The sequence below is a fragment of the Trichloromonas sp. genome (genome assembly GCF_034006665.1).
Lineage (GTDB): Bacteria > Desulfobacterota > Desulfuromonadia > Desulfuromonadales > Trichloromonadaceae > Trichloromonas.
Window position 1 is genome coordinate 1 of sequence record NZ_JAVESI010000045.1, and the last position, 18811, is coordinate 18811.

Genomic DNA, 18811 nt, shown 5'->3' on the forward strand with positions numbered 1-18811 from the left:
CGCAAGGCATTGGAATTGTTGAGGAATATACCATAGATTACGTCCCGGCGCAAGAAAAAAATTGCAAATAATCTAATGATTTAAACTATTTGTCGGATCTTCTCTTTTTGCGGTGGCATCAACATTACCTTTCCTGCCGACGATGATCGCAGGGCCCGTGATGAGAGGTTTGTTGTGGTGGCCTACGATGCCACTCGAACCGTACACGGGAACACCGCCTACTACCCGATCTGCCTCCTTCAGACCCTTACCATAATTAAGTGTCACGAATTCACCAAGCGGCTTCTTTTCCCACCCCTCCGGCACGCCATCCACGACCGGCACTGTCTCATGACCCGGAAAGCGCAACTTCACGAACCACTCGCGGTACAGCAGCCGGGCCGACTCTTCTAACAGTTGGATGCGTCGCTGATTGGCGGCGATGAGGTCGTCGTAGGCTGAGAGAACGCTAGCTATCGTTTTCTGGATGGTGAGGCATGGTATGGAGACAGGCATTTGGTGGAGTGTGTTGCGATTTACACCGGGCACTGCACCAGCGGCATTCTTGGTTCCCAGCTCAAGTGTAGATAAGAGATAGGCGATGTACCGTGGATAGTTCCCCCTGAAGTCCTCAACATACAAGGCAGTGTTCAGTGGCCAGTAGTCACCTTCAATATAATGCACTTCGCCAAGCGTGCCGTATCGACCTGTTACAACGCCTGGCCCAGGTGCTTTGGCAACATTATGGTATCCAGTTATCCCTGACGAAGATACGATTGGTACGGAACCCTCCTTACGTTGGCCTGCTGGTAAGTCGTGCCCACGTTTTAGACGGATCACTTCACCAAGCAGTAATGCCTGCCAGCTCATATCATCAGCTCCTCGAAGTTCACTCGAATCCGCTCAGCCAGCAGCACGGTTTTTTCGTTCAGGTTCTCCAGCTCTGTGTGAATCTCGGCCAGTCGCTCCTGGAAATCCTCCTCGTCATCATCCGCTGGTGGTGCTACCCCCACATAGCGCCCTGGGGTGAGGCTGTACTCACTGGCGGCGATGTCGGCACGGGCGACCGACTTGCAGAGTCCCGGCACATCGGCATAAACGGCATTGGGGAACCGGTGGTGCAGCCAGTGCACCTGACCGATGAAGTAGGCCGCCAGCTTGAGCCCTTCCAGGGCCAGGTCGCGGACGGTCGGTTCTTCGTCCTTCTTCTGGTCTGCCGCCGTCAGCGCCCGTTTCAGCTCGCGGGCACGCTTGTTGTCGTAGGCGTTCGCCTTGCGGGCCGACAGGCTCTTTTCCGCCGTATCCAGCAACTTCAGCCACAGCTTGTGGCGTGCCTCCATCTCTTTCTGTGTCGACTTCAGCACTGGCGCGAGCGTGTCCAGTTCAGCCTGGAGGGCGCATTGTCCGGCATGAATGGTCAGGTCAGCGGCGGCGATCTTTTCGCGGGCGCATGCAGCCTGAGCCAGCAGGTCGGCCACGCCCTGGCCGATGGTGAAAGACTGCTCCCCGGCGGTCTTGAGGTCGGCCCGGAACGCGGTCAGCTGCGCCTCGGTGATCTGCTCCTCCTCCGGCACGTCCTTGTTCAGCTCCGTCAGCTTCACTTTGTCGGCGAAGGCGGTCAGCAAGGCGGCCAGTTCCTGCACCGTCTCCCCGTCCGTGGCAAGCCGCGTCGGCAACTCGGCCAGCCACTCGTCCACCCGGCGCTGATAGGATGCCACGAGTGCAAGGAACTTTTCCTGCTCCCCCCGGTACAGCCAGGTGATGGCGGTCAGGTTGGCCATCTGCTCTTCGGTGAAGATGTGCGACCGGGCCGAAACGACGTGGTAGACGTTGCGGGCGTCGATCATCAGTACGGTATCGAGCCGGTCCGCCGGTTTCCCCTTGTCGAAGAACCAAAGAGTACAGGGGAGGCCACGGGTGTAGAAAAACTTGGGACCGATGGCGATCATCACGTCCACATGGCCGGTCTCCACCAACTTCTGGCGGATGTCCTTGTCCTTGTTGCCGGCATCGGATGCCGACGATGCCATGACGAAACCCGCTCTGCCGGTGTCGTTCAAGTAGGAGTAGAAGTACTGAATCCAGAGGCTATTGGCATTGGAGATGGCCCCGGTTTTGGCGTTGGTGCCGGGAAGGCCGAAGGGAAGCCGGTCGTCCTCGCCGACATGACCTTCCACCTTCTTGGTGTCAACCGAGTCGACGTTGAACGGCGGATTGGCCATGACGTAATCGCAACGCCCTAGCATGTTGTGATGATCTTCGTAAAAGGTGTTTCCTTGAAGGATCTTCCCATCTAGGCCATGCACGGCCAGGTTCATCCGGGCGAGCTTGGTGTTGGTGTCGGACTTTTCCTGGCCGAAGAAGGTTGCCTTGTCGTTGGGATTCTGGTGGCGGACTTCCTCGATGAAGTGGCCACTCTGCACGAACATACCCGCCGATCCGACCGCCGGATCAAGGATGATGCCGTGATCCGGCTCAATGACGTTGACGATCATCCGCACCAGCGAGGGCGGCGTGAAGAATTCGCCCCCTTCTTGGGCGCCGCTCTGAGCGAATTTGTTGAGGAAGTATTCGTAGATGCGCCCGAAAACATCGCCGGTGGCCTTCTTAAGGGAGTCCCGGTTGAAGATCTTGAGGATTTCCGCCAGCAGATCGGGTTCGAAGGCGGTGTATCCTCGCGGCAGGGCTCCGCTGAGGACGGGGTATTCTTTTTCGATCAGGTCCATGGCCTCGTCGATGGACTGGCCGACATCCTTCCTTTTCGGCAGATCGGCCAGGTGGTCATAACGGGCTTCTTCGGGCAGATACATGGCCGCTTTGCCCTGAAACTCCAGCTTAATCAGTTCCTCGCGCTGTACTGCAGGGACTTGGGCGGGAATCGACTGCTCGATTTCGTCCAGAAACTGCTTGTAACGGTTATCCGCATGGCGCAGGAAAATCAAGCCAAGTACCGGCATGGAATATTCGGCTGCGGTCAGCTTGGAGTTGGCCCGCAGCTGGTCGGCGGCTTCCCAGAGTTCTTTTTCCAGTTGATGAGTATTCATATCGTTCCTTTGTCACATCAACGTTGATTAAAGCAATGCCCAGAAGTTTTTGTCTAGGCTTAATTAATTTCATGCAAAGTTTTGAATTTATCGACAAAAAAAGGCGTACCCGCTCATCCTGGTCATCATGGATTATTAGCGATACGCCCTCCCTGTGGTTCTATGCGTCTGGAGTTGTTCCGGTACGATTTGACCGCCCTGGTAAAGTGTCCGGCGGGAAGAGCCCGGTGCCGGAGAATGTGCCGAGATTCAAATTGCGAAAGGGCTTTTGACCGAGGCCTAAAATGAACCGGAGAGAAAAACAAATGGCCCCACTTTCCGCATGGAGAGTGGGGCCATTTGTTAGGACTTATGAGAAAAAATGGTCGGGGCGAAAGGATTTGAACCTTCGACCCCCTGCTCCCGAAGCAGGTGCGCTACCAGGCTGCGCTACGCCCCGACTGTGTTTTTCCGTGAACAACGGAAGGGGTATTTACCATGGGCAACTGAAAAAGGCAAGGTTATTTTCAATCATGGTCCTTTGTTTCAGGGAAGAGGGGGACAAATCCCACCTGCCGAACGGACCCTTTTGAGGAACGATTTTTACCTCGTTCCCCTGTCTCAGGCTTTCGAAGGAGGGCACGTCGGGGGATGCAGGTCATGAGCAGGGTTCTGCTGTTGCTGCTGGTGTCTGTGGCCGTGTTGGTGGAAACGGGTTTGCCGCTTTTGGCGGCCATCAGGATTGAGACTTTCGATGAAGTTGTTAAACTAATTACTAATGCCGCTTTGCTTTTATCCCCAACTGGAAGGAGTCTGCCCATGACGGATGAAAAACGCACCCCCGAAGAAGAACATGAAGATGTCGGCCTTTATCAGAAGTTGGCCGCTCGCACTGCCGAACTTGTTGACGAGGGGCGTAAGACACTGGATGAGGCTCTGAAAAAAGCCGGGGAAGAGATTGCCGCTGGTGGCGAATACACCCGGGAGCAGGCCGAGCGCATCGGCGAGTTTCTGCGCCGGGATCTTTCCGCCGTCGGCAAGAAAGCTCAGCAGGCGCGGGACGCGGTGCTGGAGGCGGTCGAGCCGAGCCGGGTCGCCGCCGGGGTGCAGAGCGGGCTGGCCCGACTTCTTGCCAGCGCGGCCGATCGGCTCAACGAACTGGCGGAAAAGTCGGAACAGAGTCTCGAATACAAGACCGGCGAGGTTACCAGCCCCGGAACCCTAACCTGCAAGGAGTGCGGCCAGGAGATGCACCTCAAGTCAACCACACGGATCCCGCCTTGCCCTCATTGTCACAAAACCCTCTTTCGCAAGTCCTATTGACCGTTTTGTCACGATTAGCCGGTCGCACCTTTTTGCTGCGATTCGAAAACCGCCGCAACTCCCAGGAAGGGTCGGCGGTTTTTTTCGTTTTTGTTCAAGAAAGAGGGGCGCATTAGGGAGTTTATAGGAAACTGGAGCGGAATTTGCTAGATTCAAGGAGGCGCTCCGAAGAGGACTCGGACAGGTACGGCGGCAGAGGGAAACGGAAGGCATGACCAAGAGAATTTTACAGACATTGGCGGTGGTGCTGCTTCTTTTGTGGGGAGGTTCCTGTGTCCTTGCGGCAACGTCGTTACGGGTGGGCATCTATCAGAACATGCCCTTACTCGGTTATGAGGGGGAGGGAAAGGCCAAAGGACTTTTCGCCGAACTTCTGGAGGAAGTGGCGCGCCGGGAAGACTGGTCGCTGACCTATGTGCCGGGCAGTCTGGCGGAATGTCTGGGACGGCTGGAAGCAGGGACCGTCGACCTGGTGCCGACGATCGCCTATACCCCGGAGAGGGCGGAGCGCTTTGCTTTCAACGAAGAGACGGTCTTTGCCTCCTGGGGGCAGATTGTTGCTTCGGAAGGGGCGGGGATCGAAACGATTCTCGACCTTGACGGCAAACGGGTGGCGGTGGTCAAAAAGAACATCCACTATGAAGGGCCCCATGGGCTGCTGCTCATGGCCGAGAAGTTCGCCTTGCGCCTGAGTTATGTCGAGTGTGGTGATTTCTCCGAGGTTTTACGGGCGGTACGGGACGGTCGGGCCGATGCCGGTCTTCTCGGTCGTCTCGAGACCCTGGCTGCGGACGACCTGTCGATGCTGCGCAAAACGTCGGTTCTGCTCAGCCCCGTTTCGATTCGCCTGGCTTTCGCCAAGAAGGGCAATCCCGGGGTGATACGGAGCTTCGACAATCATGTCCGGCGCTGGAAACAGTCGAGCGATTCCATCTACCAGAGAGCCCTTGCGCGGTGGGTTGGCGGCGAACGGCGCTCCTTTCTTCCGGACTGGCTGCCGGCGGCGCTCCGGATCATGGCGGCCGGTTTGGCACTGCTGCTCGGCGTCACGGTCTTCAGCCGTCTTCAGGTACGGCGCGGGCTGCGGGAGTTGTCGGGGAAGAACCGCCAACTGGAAAAAGAGATCGAAGAACGGTGTCAGGCTCAGAATGATCTGCATTGGGAACTCAAGGTCAATCGAGCGGTGGCCGAACTGAGCCGGCTGCTGCTGCGCTCTTCGACCCTTGATGAGGTCACTCATGTCATTCTCGATGAAGCCAAGGTCTTGACCGACAGTCAACATGGGTTTGTCGGGTTTATCGATCCCCGGACCAGCGCCATGGTCTGTCCGACCTTGACCCGGGATATCTGGGAGGTCTGTCAGGTTCCCGATAAAAAATACGTTTTTCACGGTTTTCGAGGGCTTTGGGGCTGGGTGCTCCGCGAGCGGCAGCCGATTCTCTGCAACGATCCCGCCACCGATTACCGCTCCACCGGAATCCCCGGGGGGCATGTGGCGATCCGCCGTTTCGTCGGCGTTCCGGCCCAGGCCGATGGGCACCTGCTGGGGATCATCGGCCTGGCCAACGCCGAGCGGGACTATCATGCCAAGGATCTGGAACTGCTCGAACGCCTCGCTTCCATGTACGCCTTGGCAATTCGGACCGTCCGTACGAACCAGGCGATGCGCGAGAGCGAGACGCGTTTTCGCACCATCTTCGAGCATGCCGGGGTGGGCATGGCGACGTTCACCCCCGAAGGGCACTTTCTTCAGGTCAACCCTGCCTACTGTCGTTTCCTCGGCTACACCCCGGAAGAAATCCTGAAAATGACGGTCGAGGATGTGACCCATCCCCTGGATCTGGACAAGACCCGGTCTCTTTATGACGAAGTGCGCCGAAGGGGCAGACTCTATTTTTCCTACGATAAGCGTTTTGTCCGCAAGGATGGCGTAACGGCCTGGGGCTCGGTGACGGTGGCCTGGTTGATGGACGGGGAAGGGCGTCCCGACTATGCCGTCGGTCTGGTGCAGGACATGACCGAACGCAAGCAGGCCGAACTGCTTCTGGCCGAGAATGAGGAGCGTTTCAAGCATCTGGCCCACCATGACAGCCTCACCGGGCTGCCCAACCGGCGGCTCTTTGCTGATCGTTTGCGTCACGCCATGAGCCGTGCGCGCCGCTCCAGTCATTTTCTGGCGCTGCTGTTCTTTGATCTCGATCGCTTCAAGGCCATCAACGACAACTATGGTCACGACGTCGGAGATGAGGTCTTGCGCGAGGTTGCCCAGCGCTTGACCGCACTGGTGCGTGACGCCGATACCGTGGCCCGCTTCGGCGGTGACGAATTCATTATTCTGATGGAGGATGTGACGGAGGCCGCCGACGTCGAATGTCTGGCCAGAAAGGTTCTCGCCGGTCTCGCTCAGCCTCTGCCCCTCGGCGACCAGACCCTGACGGTCACCACCAGTATCGGCATCAGCATTTTCCCTCGCGACGGGGCGGAGGCCGAAACGCTCATCAAGTGCGCGGACGATGCCATGTTTCGGGCCAAGCAGCAGGGGCGCAACCTTTTTGTTTTTCACGATGAGGTAGCGCCGGCAAGGGTCGCGGGCCCCTGATCGGCCCTTCGACGACGCCCAGGCTGCGCGATTTCGGTTCCGCGAGGAATAAGGTTCAAGGAAGGACGGGATGGCTATGACACAGACAGCGGCGCGGCCCGGCCCCTCTTGGGGGATTGCGGAGCGCAACGAATCCAAGGCGATCTATGAGCGGCTGCGGTCGATGCATCAGGCGGTGCTTCAGGATCTGGTGCGGAAAATCCGCCTGCTGCTGGAAGAGAGCGGTCAGAGTCCTTCCATCAAATTCCGGGTCAAGCGTTTCGACGGCTATTTCGAAAAACTTCTGAAACTCTCACGCAAGGGGGGGGGACATTCGCTGATAACCGACCTGCTCGGCATTCGCATCGTTTGCCCGTTTCTGGAGGATGTGGAAACCATCGAGGCGATTCTGGCCGAGCATTTTCCGGTGGTGGAGATCGAGCATAAAGGGGCGCGCAATTCGTTCCGTGAGTTCGGTTATGTTTCCTTGCATCTGCTGATTCCCGTGGAGTCGGAAGACTTCGTCGAGGTGCTGCCCGGCTGCGAGAAGGTTTGCGAGATCCAGTTGCGCACGATTCTGCAGGATGCCTGGGCCGAGGTCGAGCATGAACTGATCTACAAATCGGACATTACCCTTCCCAACGAATTGATCAAGCGCAAGCTTGCCGCTCTCAACGCCAACCTGACCCTCTCGGATCTGATCTTTCAGGAAATCCGCGATCACCAGAGGGAGATTCGCGAACAGGATCGCTGTCGGCGGGAGCGGCTTGATGCCTGCGCCAACGGGACGCTGCCGCCCCATTTCCGCCAGAAATTCGAGCTGCCTACGGAACTGGCGTCCCTGACCGGACAGCGCCGTCTCGACAAGCTGATGCTGGAGGCCCATAACGCCCACGGTCAGGGGGATATGGAGGGGGCGATCACCTTTTACAGCCGGATTCTGCGGCTCAAGCTCAACGAAACAGTACGGTCGCTGATCTACAATCACCGGGGCATGGCCTACTTCGGCATCGCCGATTATCTGCAGTCCATCCGCGATTTTTCCCGGGCGATCTTCTTTGACGAAAGCAACGTGCGCTGTTACAACAACCGGGCCTTAGCTTTCCGGGTGATTCACTCCCTCGATAAATCCCTGGCCGATTACGACCGCTCCCTGGCGATCAATCCCAACCAGGTCGATGGCTACTGGGGACGGGCTCAGACTTGCTACGCCATGCACCTCTACACCCAGGCCCACGCCGACTGCGAAAGCGCCCTGAACATCGATCCCGAATTCCAGCCCGCCCGCTCGCTGCTGGCCCGCATCAATAGTCAAATGTTCTGACTCTCAGACCTCTTGTCCGCCGACTAAAAAAGCCGCCCCTGATCGGGACGGCTTTTTTAGTCGGTGATGGCGGAGTGCTCAGACGTTCGTCTTTTTCTTCGTCCGTTCTTCCCGCCACAGGTCGACGAGCAACAAGGCAACGCCGACGCTGATGGCTGAATCGGCGACATTGAAGGCCGGCCAGTGGTGCTGGTACCAATGTACGTCAAGAAAGTCGATGACTTCGCCGAGGCGCACCCGGTCGATGAGATTGCCTACGGCGCCGGAAAAGACCAAGGCCAGGGCCCAGATGTGCAGACGCTGGTGGTCGGCAATATGGCGGAGGTACCAGAGAATGCCGACTGCCGCGAGGGTCGCCACAGCGATGAAGAAGGGGACTCGAAAGGCGTTGTCGGCGAGGATGCCGAAGGCCGCTCCCTTGTTGCGTACATAGGTGATATGAAAGAAATTCTCAAAAACGCCGACCGACTCGTACAAGGCGAAACGGTGGTCGATGTAGATTTTGCTCAACTGGTCGATAACCAGCACCACTAGGGAGACGATGAGCAGCAGACGGTAACGAAAAGGCACGGGGACTCCAGGGGAAAAGACTGAAGGCTGAAAACTGAAGGCTGAAGGCAAATGATTCCTTCGGCCTTCAGTCTAAACTCCTTCAGCCTATTTCAATGCTTCCAGACAGCGCCGGCAGATGGTCGGGTGCTCGCTGTCGCTGCCGACGGTCACGGAGTAGTTCCAGCAGCGTTCGCACTTCTCGCCCTGGGCTTTTTCCACCTGGACCTTGAGGCCGGGAACTTCGGTGCCGACGGCGGCGTCGCCGGAGAGCTCATCGACCAGTTCCGCCTGGGAGACGATGAAGAGGGTGGCCAGTTCATCACGATAGTTGTCGAGCAGTTCCCGCCATTCCCCGGCGGGAGCCGCTACCAGAACCCGGGCGTCGAGGGAATGGCCGATGAGCTTGTCGGTGCGGGCCGTTTCCAGAGCCTTGGAGACATCGGAGCGTACCGCCAGCAGCTTCTCGAAACGTGCTTCGAGGTCGGCGTCGAGCAGGCTCGTTTCAAAGCGGGGAAAACTCGCCAGATGCACGCTTTCTTCCCGCTTGCCGGGGAGCTCCCGCCAGATCTCGTCGGCGGTGAAGGACAGCACCGGAGCGATCAGCCGGGTGAGGGCATCGAGGATGCGGTACATGGCGGTCTGGCCGCTGCGCCGCGCCAGGCTCTTGGCCGGGGCGGTGTAGAGACGGTCCTTGAGCACATCAAGGTAGAAGGCGCTCATGTCGACGCTGCAGAAGTTATGCACGGCGTGGTAGAGAAAGTGGAACTCATAGTCATCGTAAGCCTTTTCCACCCGCCCTACGAGGCGCTCCAGCCTTGAGAGGGCCCAGCGGTCGATTTCCAGCAACTCGCCGTCCGCCACCGCATCGGCCGCCGGGTCAAAGCCGTGCAGGTTGCCGAGAATGTAGCGGGCGGTGTTGCGAATACGCCGGTAAGCGTCGGAGAGACGCTGGAGAATCTCCGGGCTGATGCGGATGTCGTCCCGGTAATCTTGGGCGGCGACCCAAAGGCGCAGAATTTCGGCGCCGAACTTCTTGATCACCTCTTCCGGGGCGACGACGTTTCCCTGGGATTTGGACATCTTCTTGCCGTTGCCGTCGACCACGAAACCGTGGGTCAGCACCGCCTTGTAGGGAGCGATATCACGGGTGCCGACGGCCGCGAGCAGGCTCGAATGGAACCAGCCGCGATGCTGGTCGCTCCCCTCCAGATAGAGATCAGCCGGGGATTTGAGCTCGGGGCGCTGTTCCAGTACGGCGGCATGGGAGACGCCCGAGTCGAACCAGACGTCGAGAATATCCATCTCCTTGTTGAAACGGTCGTGGCCACAGGCCGGGCAGGTCGTCCCGGCCGGTAGGAGTTCGTGCGCTTCCTTCTCGTACCAGAGATCGCTCCCCGCTTCATTAAAGAGATCGGCGACATGGTGCATGATCTTGCCGTCGGCCAGAGCCTCGCCGCACTTTTCGCAGTAGAAGACGGTGATCGGCACCCCCCAGGTGCGCTGGCGACTGACGCACCAGTCGGGGCGGTTTTCGATCATGCCGTGGATGCGCTCCCGCCCCCAGCGAGGAATCCACTCCACCTGGTTGATGTGGGCTAAGGCTTTGCTGCGCAGGTCGTTGGTCTCCATGGAGATGAACCACTGCTCGGTGGCTCGGAATATGATCGGTTTCTTGCAGCGCCAGCAGTGGGGATAGCTGTGCGAGACCTTGCTCTCGGCGAGCAGCGCGCCCACTTCCGCCAACTTGGCGTTGACCGCTTGGTTGGCTTCGTCGAGCTTCATGCCGCCGAAGAATTCCAGATCCTCGCGGTAGCGACCGTAGTCGTCCACCGGGTTGTAGATGTCGAGGCCATACTTCAGGCTGATCTGGTAGTCGTCCTGGCCGTGGCCGGGGGCGGTATGGACGCAGCCGGTTCCCGCTTCGAGGGTGACGTGGTCGCCGAGCATGAGTAGGGAAGGGCGGTCGTAGAAGGGATGGCGGCAACTCTTGCCGTCGAAGAGGGCGGCGTCAAAGGTGGCCAGCACCCGGTAGTCCGTGATGCCCAAGGTTTTCATCACCGCGGCATGCAATCCTTCCGCCATGATCAGCACCTCGTCGCCGGCCTCTACCGCCACATAGGCCAGGGCGGGGTTGAGGCTGATGCCGAGGTTGGCGGGAATGGTCCAGGGGGTGGTGGTCCAGATGACGAAGGAGATCTTTTTCCCGGCCAGCGCCGCCAGGGATTGGGGCAGTTCGTCGACGTAGGGGAATTTGACGTAGATCGAAGGGGAACTGTGATCGGCGTATTCCACTTCCGCCTCGGCCAGGGCGGTGACGCAGGAAGAGCACCAGTGGACCGGCTTTTTCCCTTTGTAGAGCCCCCCGCGCTCGGCGAAGCGCGCCAGTTCCCGGGCGGTGGCCGCCTCGTAGTCGACAGTCATGGTCAGATAGGGGCGCTCCCAGTCGCCAAGCACGCCCAGCCGCTGGAACTCCCCGCTCTGGATTCCCACCCATTTCCGGGCGTAGGCGCGGCATTCCCGGCGGATCTCGACCTTGCTCATCTCCCGCTTTTTCGCTCCCAGTTGCTTGTCGACCATCAGTTCGATGGGCAGGCCGTGGCAGTCCCAGCCCGGCACGTAGGGAACGTAAAAGCCCTCCATGCGGCGGCTTTTAAGGGTGATGTCCTTGAGGATCTTGTTGAGCGCGTGGCCGATATGGGTGTGACCGTTGGCGTAGGGGGGGCCGTCGTGCAGGATGAAGGAGGGACGCCCTCGGCCGGCCGCGTCGATCATCCGGTACAGCTCCATGCTTTCCCATTGCTTGAGAATTTCCGGCTCCCGCTGGGGCAGGTTGGCGCGCATGGGGAAGTCGGTGACGGGGAGATTGAGGGTGTCTTTATAGTCCATGGAATGGCCTCCGGGAGGGAAAAATCAAGTTTTGCAGACTAGCAAAACCGCCGGATAAGTCAAGGGAAAAGGCTGTACGGGAAGGGGTCGGAAGGGGGGGGGCGCCCGGGCAGGGACCGGGGCGCCGGAAGGAAAGGAGGGTAGTCAGGGGCTTGTGCGTAGTTCCCGCTCCAGGCGGAAGATACTCTGGCGCAGCAGGTCGCTGATGTTGGTCCCGGCTTTCTGGGCGATTTTGCTTAAGGCTTCCATCTCGTGGCCGTTGATGCGGCAGGAGACGATATATTTCTTCGGTTGGCTGACGGCTCTTCCCATGGCGGGACTCCTTTCCTGGCTATGTGTGTCATAGGGTGACGGGTTAAATCGGTTTGTTGTGTGCCATCTGGTGATTTGTCTACGCATAGAGCAAAACTCTTGCCAAATCCTTTTATATGGCCGGATTAAAAATAAAAGTCAACAAAAACAATAATATAAATGGAAAGATAAAGATTCCTGAAAGATGAGATTAACTCTGGATGGTGTGTCATTTTTGGGTAGAATGTGCCATTTATTCACAATAATGTGCCATATTGACACATTATTTTCTTAGATAAACCGAACATGTTCAGAAACTCATTGTTTTTGCATGATTTATCTGTGCCATGATCCATAGGTTGTTCTTCGGGTGGAGCGGGATTTCGGGCAAAAAAAACCCCGGGCGGGGAACCCGGGGATCGCAGAAATACCTTCCTTTCGGGGAATCAGCCGTCTCTGGAGGAGGTTTGCTGGCTGAAAAGAAGATATTGCGAGGAATTTGTCTAGAGCGAACAGGGGCTCCAGTTCAGCCCCTGCGCCTCAGCGACGGGCCGACTGCAGAGCGTGCCGCCGCAGGTGTTGATCCCTTTGCGCAGGGCCGCATCGGTCCGCGCCGCTTCGGCCAGACCCTGGCCGGCGATGTGGCGCACATAGGGGAGGGTGGCGTTGGTCAGGGCGAAGGTGCTGGTGCGACTTACCGCTCCCGGCATGTTGGCCACGCCGTAATGGATGATCCCATCCACCAGGTAACTGGGATGGTCGTGGGTGGTGGGATGGGTCGTTTCGACGCATCCCCCTTGATCGACGGCCACGTCGACGATCACACTTCCGGCGGTCATGGCGGCGACCTGCGGGCGGCGCACCAGAAGCGGTGCCCGGGCGCCGGCGACCAAGACCGCGCCGATGAGCAGATCGGCGCCATGGACTTCCTCTTCGATGGTCTGGGAATTGCTCATCAACGTCTGGATGCGGTTGCCGTAGTGGTCGTCGAGGACGGCGAGGCGGCGACTGTCGATATCGATGACGCGCACGTCGGCGCCCATGCCGACGGCGATGCGCAGGGCGTTGCCGCCGACCGTGCCGGCGCCGAGAATCACCACCCGGGCCGGACGGACCCCGGGAACACCGCCGAGGAGCAGGCCCTTGCCCCCCTGTTCCCGTTGCAGCAGATGGGCGCCGACCTGCACGGACATGCGCCCGGCCACCTCGCTCATGGGGTGAAGCAGGGGCAGAAAGCCGTCGGCCAGTTCCACCGTTTCATAGGCGATGCCGGTCACTTCCCGGTCGAGAAGCGCCCGGGTCAACTCCGGAGCGGGCGCCAGGTGCAGATAGGTGAAGAGCAGCAGCCCGGGGCGCAGCAGGGGATACTCCGCAGGTAGAGGCTCTTTGACCTTGACGATCATCTCCGCCGTGGCATAGAGTTCCCCGGCATCGCTCACCAGTTCGGCTCCGGCTGACCGGTAGTCTTCATCCTTGATCCCGGCACCTCTTCCCGCGCCCGTTTCAATGAGTACCCGGTGGCCGTCCTCGACCATCGCGCGCACCCCCGCCGGGGTCAGTCCGACCCGGTACTCATGGGTTTTGATTTCTTTGGGAACTGCGACAATCATTTTAATCTCGCTAAAAAATCTTCATTGAGAATAACGACGGGCATCCCCCTTCGTCAAGGAAAAATCGCGCACCGGGCCGCTTCCCCGGTAGCGCGGGCGGTGGATGAATAATCGATGGAATCCTTTGAAAAACGGCACTTCCTGCTACCGCGCGGGGAAATCGGCTATCTGCGATTTATCCTCGAAAGCTACGACGGCCTGGCTTTCGTCCGTACTCTCGACCCTCGCCAGGCGCTGGTCGAAATCGCCTTTTCCCGCTCACGCCGGGCGGATGCCGAAGCCCTGCTCGCTGCATTGGTCTGCGAATGCGCCATGTACCCCGTGCCGCCTCCCGCCCCCGGACGCTATCCCGATATCGCCTGAGGCGGCGCGCGGGGGGGAGGATTCCAGCTTTCAAACGGGCTCGGGATGTGCTAACTATAGGACTTTCGTTGCCCGCTCTCTTGTGCCGTTTCAGTCAAGGATGCCGCCGATGCCTTTTGACGCCCTGGCCCTTCAGGTGCCGATCCTGCTCCTCCCCCGCGCCGATGTCGATCCGACCCGGTGGGCGGTGATCGCCTGCGATCAGTATACGTCGCAGCCCGAATACTGGCATGAAGTCGAACGCTTGACCGAGGGGAAGCCCTCGACCCTGCACCTGATCTTTCCCGAGGTCTACCTCGATGAGGCGGACGGCGACGCGCGCATCGCCGCCATCAACGGGACCATGGAGCGTTATCTTGCCGAGGGCATTCTCGAAGCCCAACCGCCGGGGTTTATGCTGGTCGAGCGCCGCACGGAAACGGGCGCTGTGCGCACGGGGCTGATGGTCGCTCTCGACCTGGAAGCCTACGATTACCGGCCGGGCTCCACCTCGCTGATCCGTGCCACCGAAGGGACGATTCTCGACCGCCTGCCCCCCCGTATCCGGGTGCGGGAGAAGGCGCCTATCGAACTGCCGCACATCATGGTGCTGATCGACGATCCCGAGATGACCGTTATCGAACCGTTGGCGGATCGCGATCTCCCCCTGGCCTACGATTTCTCTCTGATGCTCGGTGGCGGCCATCTGCGCGGGCGGCGAGTCAGCGATCCCGACGCCATCGCCCAGGTCGCACGCGCCCTTGAGTGTTTGGCCGATCCGCGCCGCCTCGCCGAGCGCTATCAGGTTGAGAACCGGTCGGTACTCCTTTACGCCATGGGGGACGGCAATCACTCTTTCGCCACTGCCAAGGCGATCTGGGAAAAGCTCAAAAACGAAGCGTCCGATCATGAGGCGATCATAGATCATCCGGCCCGCTATGCCCTGGTTGAACTGGTCAACGTGCATGACCCGGGTCTGGAGTTCGAAGCGATTCACCGGGTGCTCTTCAATGTCGATTTCGACCGTCTGCTGCGCCAGGCCGAAGACTATTACCCGCGGCACGGCGCCGGATTTCGCTGCGAATTCTGCGACGATCTCGATGCCTTGCCGGAGAAGAGCCGGCGCCTGGCAACGGACGGGCGCCAGCTGATTCCGTTTATCGCCGGCGAGCGTTGCGGCTTGCTGGTGGTCGACCGCCCGCCGTCTCACCTAGAAGTGGCGACCTTGCAGGGCTTTCTCGACGAGGCTCTGGTCGGGCAAGAGAAGAGTCGTATCGATTATATCCACGGCGAGGGGAGCGTCACCGCCTTGGGCAAGCGTCCGGGCAATGTCGGTTTCTATCTGCCGGCGATCTGTAAGCGTGAATTCTTTAGGAGTATTATTCTCGACGGGGCGTTGCCGCGCAAGACCTTCTCCATGGGGGATGCGGACGAGAAGCGTTTTTATATGGAATGCCGGAAGATTGCGCCGTAAGGGATGAGATCCGCATGATACGCGTGGGGGGACTCAGACAAGGCTGCTGCCGCCGCCTTGCGAAGGTGGGAAAAAAGGGGATTCTCGGGGGCATTCTGCTGCTTGGGGTCGCCGCGCCGGCGACGGCCGATTATCAGGTGCTGCTCAAATCCGGGGAAATTTTCTATGCCCGGGACTACTGGCTGGACAAGGTCGACAAAAAACTGATCCGCCTCGATATCGACGGAACGGCTCGACGTGTCGCCCGGGACGGTGTGCTTTATATCGTGCCGCTGCCCGAAGATGATCCGCGCGCCCGGACCGCGATCAAGCGCATTACCTTCGCGCCTTCTGAGAAATTGGCTGCTCCGTGGTGGGGGTCTTCCCCGGAAGGAGACCCTGCGACGACGACGGAAAGCGGTTTGGTCACGGACGCCGCCGCGACCTCGGTCCCCGCTTCCGACGTGGCGGATTCGCCGGACATGGACGACTTCTGGCGGGATGAGGCGGAGCGCATCGATGAGCAGCGCGAGGCCGCCAAGGAAGAGGTCAAGGCGGCCCTGGCCGGGGACGATCTGGCCGCCCGTCAGCAGGCCCGGCAGAAAATTCTCGATCTGACCGAAGCCCGCAGCCGTCTTCGGGAAGAGGTGCGCAGCGCCCATCAGGGCATGCTCCCGGCCTAGTGGCGCTGGAGCACCGATTGACCGGCGCCAGCGCCGCGGAAGAGGATGCTTTGAGTTTTCTCCTCACGATTTACGACAATCCCGCCCTGACCGTTATCGGGTATCTCCGTGCGTGAAAACAGATCCCGCCTTTTTTTCCTTTCCCTCCTTCTGCTCCTCACGTTTCTGCCGTGGCTGACGCCGGCGGCCGGCGCCTGGGGGGCTTCGCGCATTGCGGTTCTTTATCCTGAGGTCCGTGAACCCTACCTTGCCGTTTTCAGCACCATCATCCGTGGTATCGAATCCCAAGGGGAGCGGCACATTCTTCCCTACCCCCTGCCGGAAAATTTTGATTCCGGCCACATCGAGAAGTGGCTCGCCGCCCGCCGGCCCGACGCCGTCATCGCCTTAGGCAGTCGCGGTTTCCAAATGGCCGAGTTGCTCAAGGGAAAGCTGCCGATCGTCGTCGGTGCGGTTCTACTTGCTCCCAACGGCCTGCCGGGCATCAGTCTGGCTGCTGATCCCCTGATCCTTTTTGCGACCCTGAAAGAGCTGGCACCCGGCACCCGTCGGGTGTTCGTGGTCTATCAGCCTGAGGAAAGCGCCTGGCTGGTGGAGCGGGCACAACAGGCGGCGCGGATCCAGGGCTTGCAGCTGGACGCCCGGCCCGCTGCCGATCTACGTGCGGCCGTGACCCTCTACCGGGAACTGGTGGAGACTTCGCTGATGGAGGGGGACGCCGTCTGGCTGACCATGGATTCAGTCAGCGCCAATGACCGGGCGGTTCTGCCGATGCTTCTCGAAGCCGCGTGGAACAGGAAATTCGTGCTCTTTTCCAGCAAGCCCGGGCATGCCAGGCAGGGGGTCCTCTTTTCCCAGTATCCCGACAATTACCGTCTCGGGCGGCAGTTAGGCGTCCTGGCTGAGCGGGTCGGCGCGGGGCAGGAGGCGGGACTGGCGCCGAGCCTGGAGCTGGAGACGGCGGTCAATCTGCGCACGGCGGCCCATCTCGGGCTGAGCTTTACGGCTGAGCAGAAAGACCGTTTTCATCTGACCTTCCCCTGATCGAGGGAGGGTACGGACTCAAAGGGTGACGCTTCGCATGGGGAGGTTATGAGACTACGGCGTCTTTCACAGATCGGCTTTCGGGGCAAGCTGCTCGGGCTTGTCGCCCTCGGTATCTTTGCCTTGGCCCTGACCGCGGCCATGACCACCGCCTGGGTTACCAGCAATCGCACCCAGGCCCTGCTTGTCGCCCAGGGGCTGCAGATCACCGGGAATCTGGCCGACCAGAGCCTGTTGGCCCTGCTCTATCGCAGCGAGGAGAATGCCCTGCGGCCTTTAAGGGCCATGCTCGGCTTTCCCGATGTCCGCCAGGCGGGTATTTTCGATCCCCAGGGAAGCCCCCTGTTCGTGCTTGGTTCCGGTTCCGGCGATGGACTCATTTTCGCCTTTCCGGAGAACCCGACCGGGCCGCTGCTGGCGCGGGAAACCTCCGAGGAGTGGCTTTTCATGGCGCCGGTCTTCAGCGGCGATCCGCTTGCCGCCGAAGACGCGGGAGCGGAGCTTTTCAATCCCACGGCGCTCGCCCTGGGGCAGGAAGTGCTTGGCTACGCCGGGGTCCGGATGAGCAAGCAGGCCCTGCACGCCCTGCAGCGGCATATCTTCTGGAGCAACATCAGTATCGCCTGTACCTTCGCCCTCGGCCTGTTGCTGCTGATGAATCTCGGCATCAAACGCATGATCCGTCCTCTTTATCGCCTCAGCCGGATCATGGAAGAGGCCAAGAAGGAGGGAACCCATGTTTACGCCCAAATCCGGGGTCCCAAGGAAATCACCCACATGGCCGAGGCTTTCAACCTGATGATGAGCAGCCTCGAAGAGCGTGACCGGCGGCTGCGCAATCACCGGGAACAGTTGCGGACCGAGGTGGCGATCCGCACCCGGGAACTGGTTGAAGCCCGGGATGCGGCCCTGACCGCCAATCGCCACAAGTCCGAATTCCTCGCCAACATGAGTCATGAGCTGCGTACCCCGTTGCAGGCGATCATCGGTTACGCCGATCTCGTCCGGGAGGAACTGGAGATCGAAGGGCGCGACACCAGCGTCGCCGATCTTAACCGCATTGTCCATAACGCCCGGCGCCTGCTGGCGCAGATCAACAACATCCTCGATCTGGCCAAGGTCGAGGCCGGGCGCATGGAGCTGAACCTGCAACCGGTGCGACTTCATCTCGTTGTCGAGGAGGCCCTGGAGACCGTGCGGCCGCTGATGTTGCAGCAGGGCAACCGCCTTGAATCCCGGCTCGAAGGCGCGGCGCAGGAACTGCGCATCGATCGCGAGAAGCTGTTGCAGTGTCTGCTCAACCTGCTCAGCAACGCGGGGAAATTTACCCGCGACGGTTGCGTCACCCTGAACGCTCGGCTCGATCCGGCGCTGTTGCGGATCGACGTCATCGATACCGGCATCGGCATTTCGGCCGAACAGCAGGAGCTGATTTTCGAGGAGTTCCGCCAGGCCGACGGCAGCCTTACCCGTAAATTCGAGGGAACCGGCCTGGGGCTGGCGATCACCCGGCGCTTCTGTAAACTGATGGGCGGGGATGTTGGTCTGGTCAGCGCGCCCGGTTCCGGCTCGACCTTCAGTCTCCGCATTCCGCTGCCGATTTCGACGCCCGCGCCCGCGTTCCCCCCGCCCAGGGAGAAGGACGGGCAGGCTCTTTTGCCCTTTCCCGGCGTCACGCCGGTTTCCTGACGCCGGCCAGCCTCCAGCGGGGTTTCGCCGACGA

The 18811-nt window shown here is 60.0% G+C and carries 14 protein-coding genes and 1 tRNA gene; 8 read left to right on the forward strand and 7 right to left on the reverse strand.

The window, feature by feature from the left end:
- Positions 1-72: 72 nt before the first annotated feature.
- From RBR25_RS14485 to RBR25_RS14495, 3 genes are all read right to left on the reverse strand, one after another.
- A complete protein-coding gene (locus RBR25_RS14485; RefSeq protein ID WP_432820264.1) occupies positions 73-849 on the reverse strand; it encodes a restriction endonuclease subunit S in 777 nt (258 codons plus the stop codon).
- The gene (locus tag RBR25_RS14490) at positions 846-3023 is read right to left on the reverse strand and encodes an N-6 DNA methylase (protein WP_432820265.1); all 2178 of its coding nucleotides are present in this window, start codon (positions 3021-3023) and stop codon (positions 846-848) included. The genes RBR25_RS14485 and RBR25_RS14490 overlap by 4 nt, the downstream gene beginning before the upstream one ends.
- 362 nt (positions 3024-3385) lie before the next feature.
- Positions 3386-3462 (reverse strand) — tRNA-Pro (locus RBR25_RS14495).
- A gap of 200 nt (positions 3463-3662) precedes the next feature.
- Here RBR25_RS14495 and RBR25_RS14500 point away from each other — a divergent pair.
- The 3 genes from RBR25_RS14500 to RBR25_RS14510 all read left to right on the forward strand — a co-directional run bounded on the left by RBR25_RS14500 (position 3663) and on the right by RBR25_RS14510 (position 8227).
- The gene (locus RBR25_RS14500; RefSeq protein WP_432820266.1) at positions 3663-4325 is read left to right on the forward strand and encodes a zinc ribbon-containing protein; all 663 of its coding nucleotides are present in this window, start codon (positions 3663-3665) and stop codon (positions 4323-4325) included.
- 211 nt (positions 4326-4536) lie between these two features.
- Positions 4537-6924: a diguanylate cyclase domain-containing protein gene (locus RBR25_RS14505; RefSeq protein ID WP_432820267.1), complete on the forward strand. Its 2388-nt coding sequence runs from the start codon at positions 4537-4539 to the stop codon at positions 6922-6924.
- 70 nt (positions 6925-6994) lie between these two features.
- Entirely contained in the window at positions 6995-8227 is a 1233-nt protein-coding gene (locus tag RBR25_RS14510; RefSeq protein ID WP_432820268.1) for a hypothetical protein, read from the forward strand.
- 78 nt (positions 8228-8305) lie between these two features.
- Here RBR25_RS14510 and lspA read toward each other — a convergent pair whose 3' ends face one another.
- The 4 genes from lspA to ald all read right to left on the reverse strand — a co-directional run bounded on the left by lspA (position 8306) and on the right by ald (position 13566).
- Positions 8306-8797: a signal peptidase II gene (gene lspA / locus RBR25_RS14515; RefSeq protein ID WP_432820269.1), complete on the reverse strand. Its 492-nt coding sequence runs from the start codon at positions 8795-8797 to the stop codon at positions 8306-8308.
- An 87-nt stretch (positions 8798-8884) separates the two neighbouring features.
- A complete protein-coding gene (gene ileS / locus RBR25_RS14520) occupies positions 8885-11665 on the reverse strand; it encodes an isoleucine--tRNA ligase (protein WP_432820270.1) in 2781 nt (926 codons plus the stop codon).
- Positions 11666-11809: 144 nt separating this feature from the next.
- Complete coding sequence (locus RBR25_RS14525) at positions 11810-11977, reverse strand: hydrogen-dependent growth transcriptional repressor (RefSeq protein ID WP_432820271.1); 168 nt, start codon at positions 11975-11977, stop codon at positions 11810-11812.
- 482 nt (positions 11978-12459) lie between these two features.
- Positions 12460-13566, reverse strand: coding sequence for an alanine dehydrogenase (gene ald, locus RBR25_RS14530; RefSeq protein ID WP_432820272.1), 1107 nt, complete (start codon positions 13564-13566; stop codon positions 12460-12462).
- 114 nt (positions 13567-13680) lie between these two features.
- On the opposite strand from ald, the gene RBR25_RS14535 reads away from it, so the two are divergent.
- From RBR25_RS14535 to RBR25_RS14555, 5 genes are all read left to right on the forward strand, one after another.
- Positions 13681-13929, forward strand: a complete 249-nt coding sequence (locus tag RBR25_RS14535; RefSeq protein ID WP_432820273.1) for a DUF4911 domain-containing protein — start codon at positions 13681-13683, stop codon at positions 13927-13929.
- 109 nt (positions 13930-14038) lie between these two features.
- Positions 14039-15382 (forward strand): DUF1015 domain-containing protein, encoded by a 1344-nt coding sequence (locus tag RBR25_RS14540; protein WP_432820274.1) that lies wholly within the window; start codon positions 14039-14041, stop codon positions 15380-15382.
- Between the two features lie 14 nt (positions 15383-15396).
- Positions 15397-16044, forward strand: coding sequence for a hypothetical protein (locus RBR25_RS14545; protein WP_432820275.1), 648 nt, complete (start codon positions 15397-15399; stop codon positions 16042-16044).
- 108 nt (positions 16045-16152) lie between these two features.
- A complete protein-coding gene (locus tag RBR25_RS14550; RefSeq protein ID WP_432820276.1) occupies positions 16153-17088 on the forward strand; it encodes an ABC transporter substrate binding protein in 936 nt (311 codons plus the stop codon).
- A gap of 48 nt (positions 17089-17136) precedes the next feature.
- Positions 17137-18777 (forward strand): HAMP domain-containing sensor histidine kinase, encoded by a 1641-nt coding sequence (locus RBR25_RS14555; RefSeq protein ID WP_432820277.1) that lies wholly within the window; start codon positions 17137-17139, stop codon positions 18775-18777.
- The last annotated feature ends 34 nt before the right edge of the window (positions 18778-18811 follow it).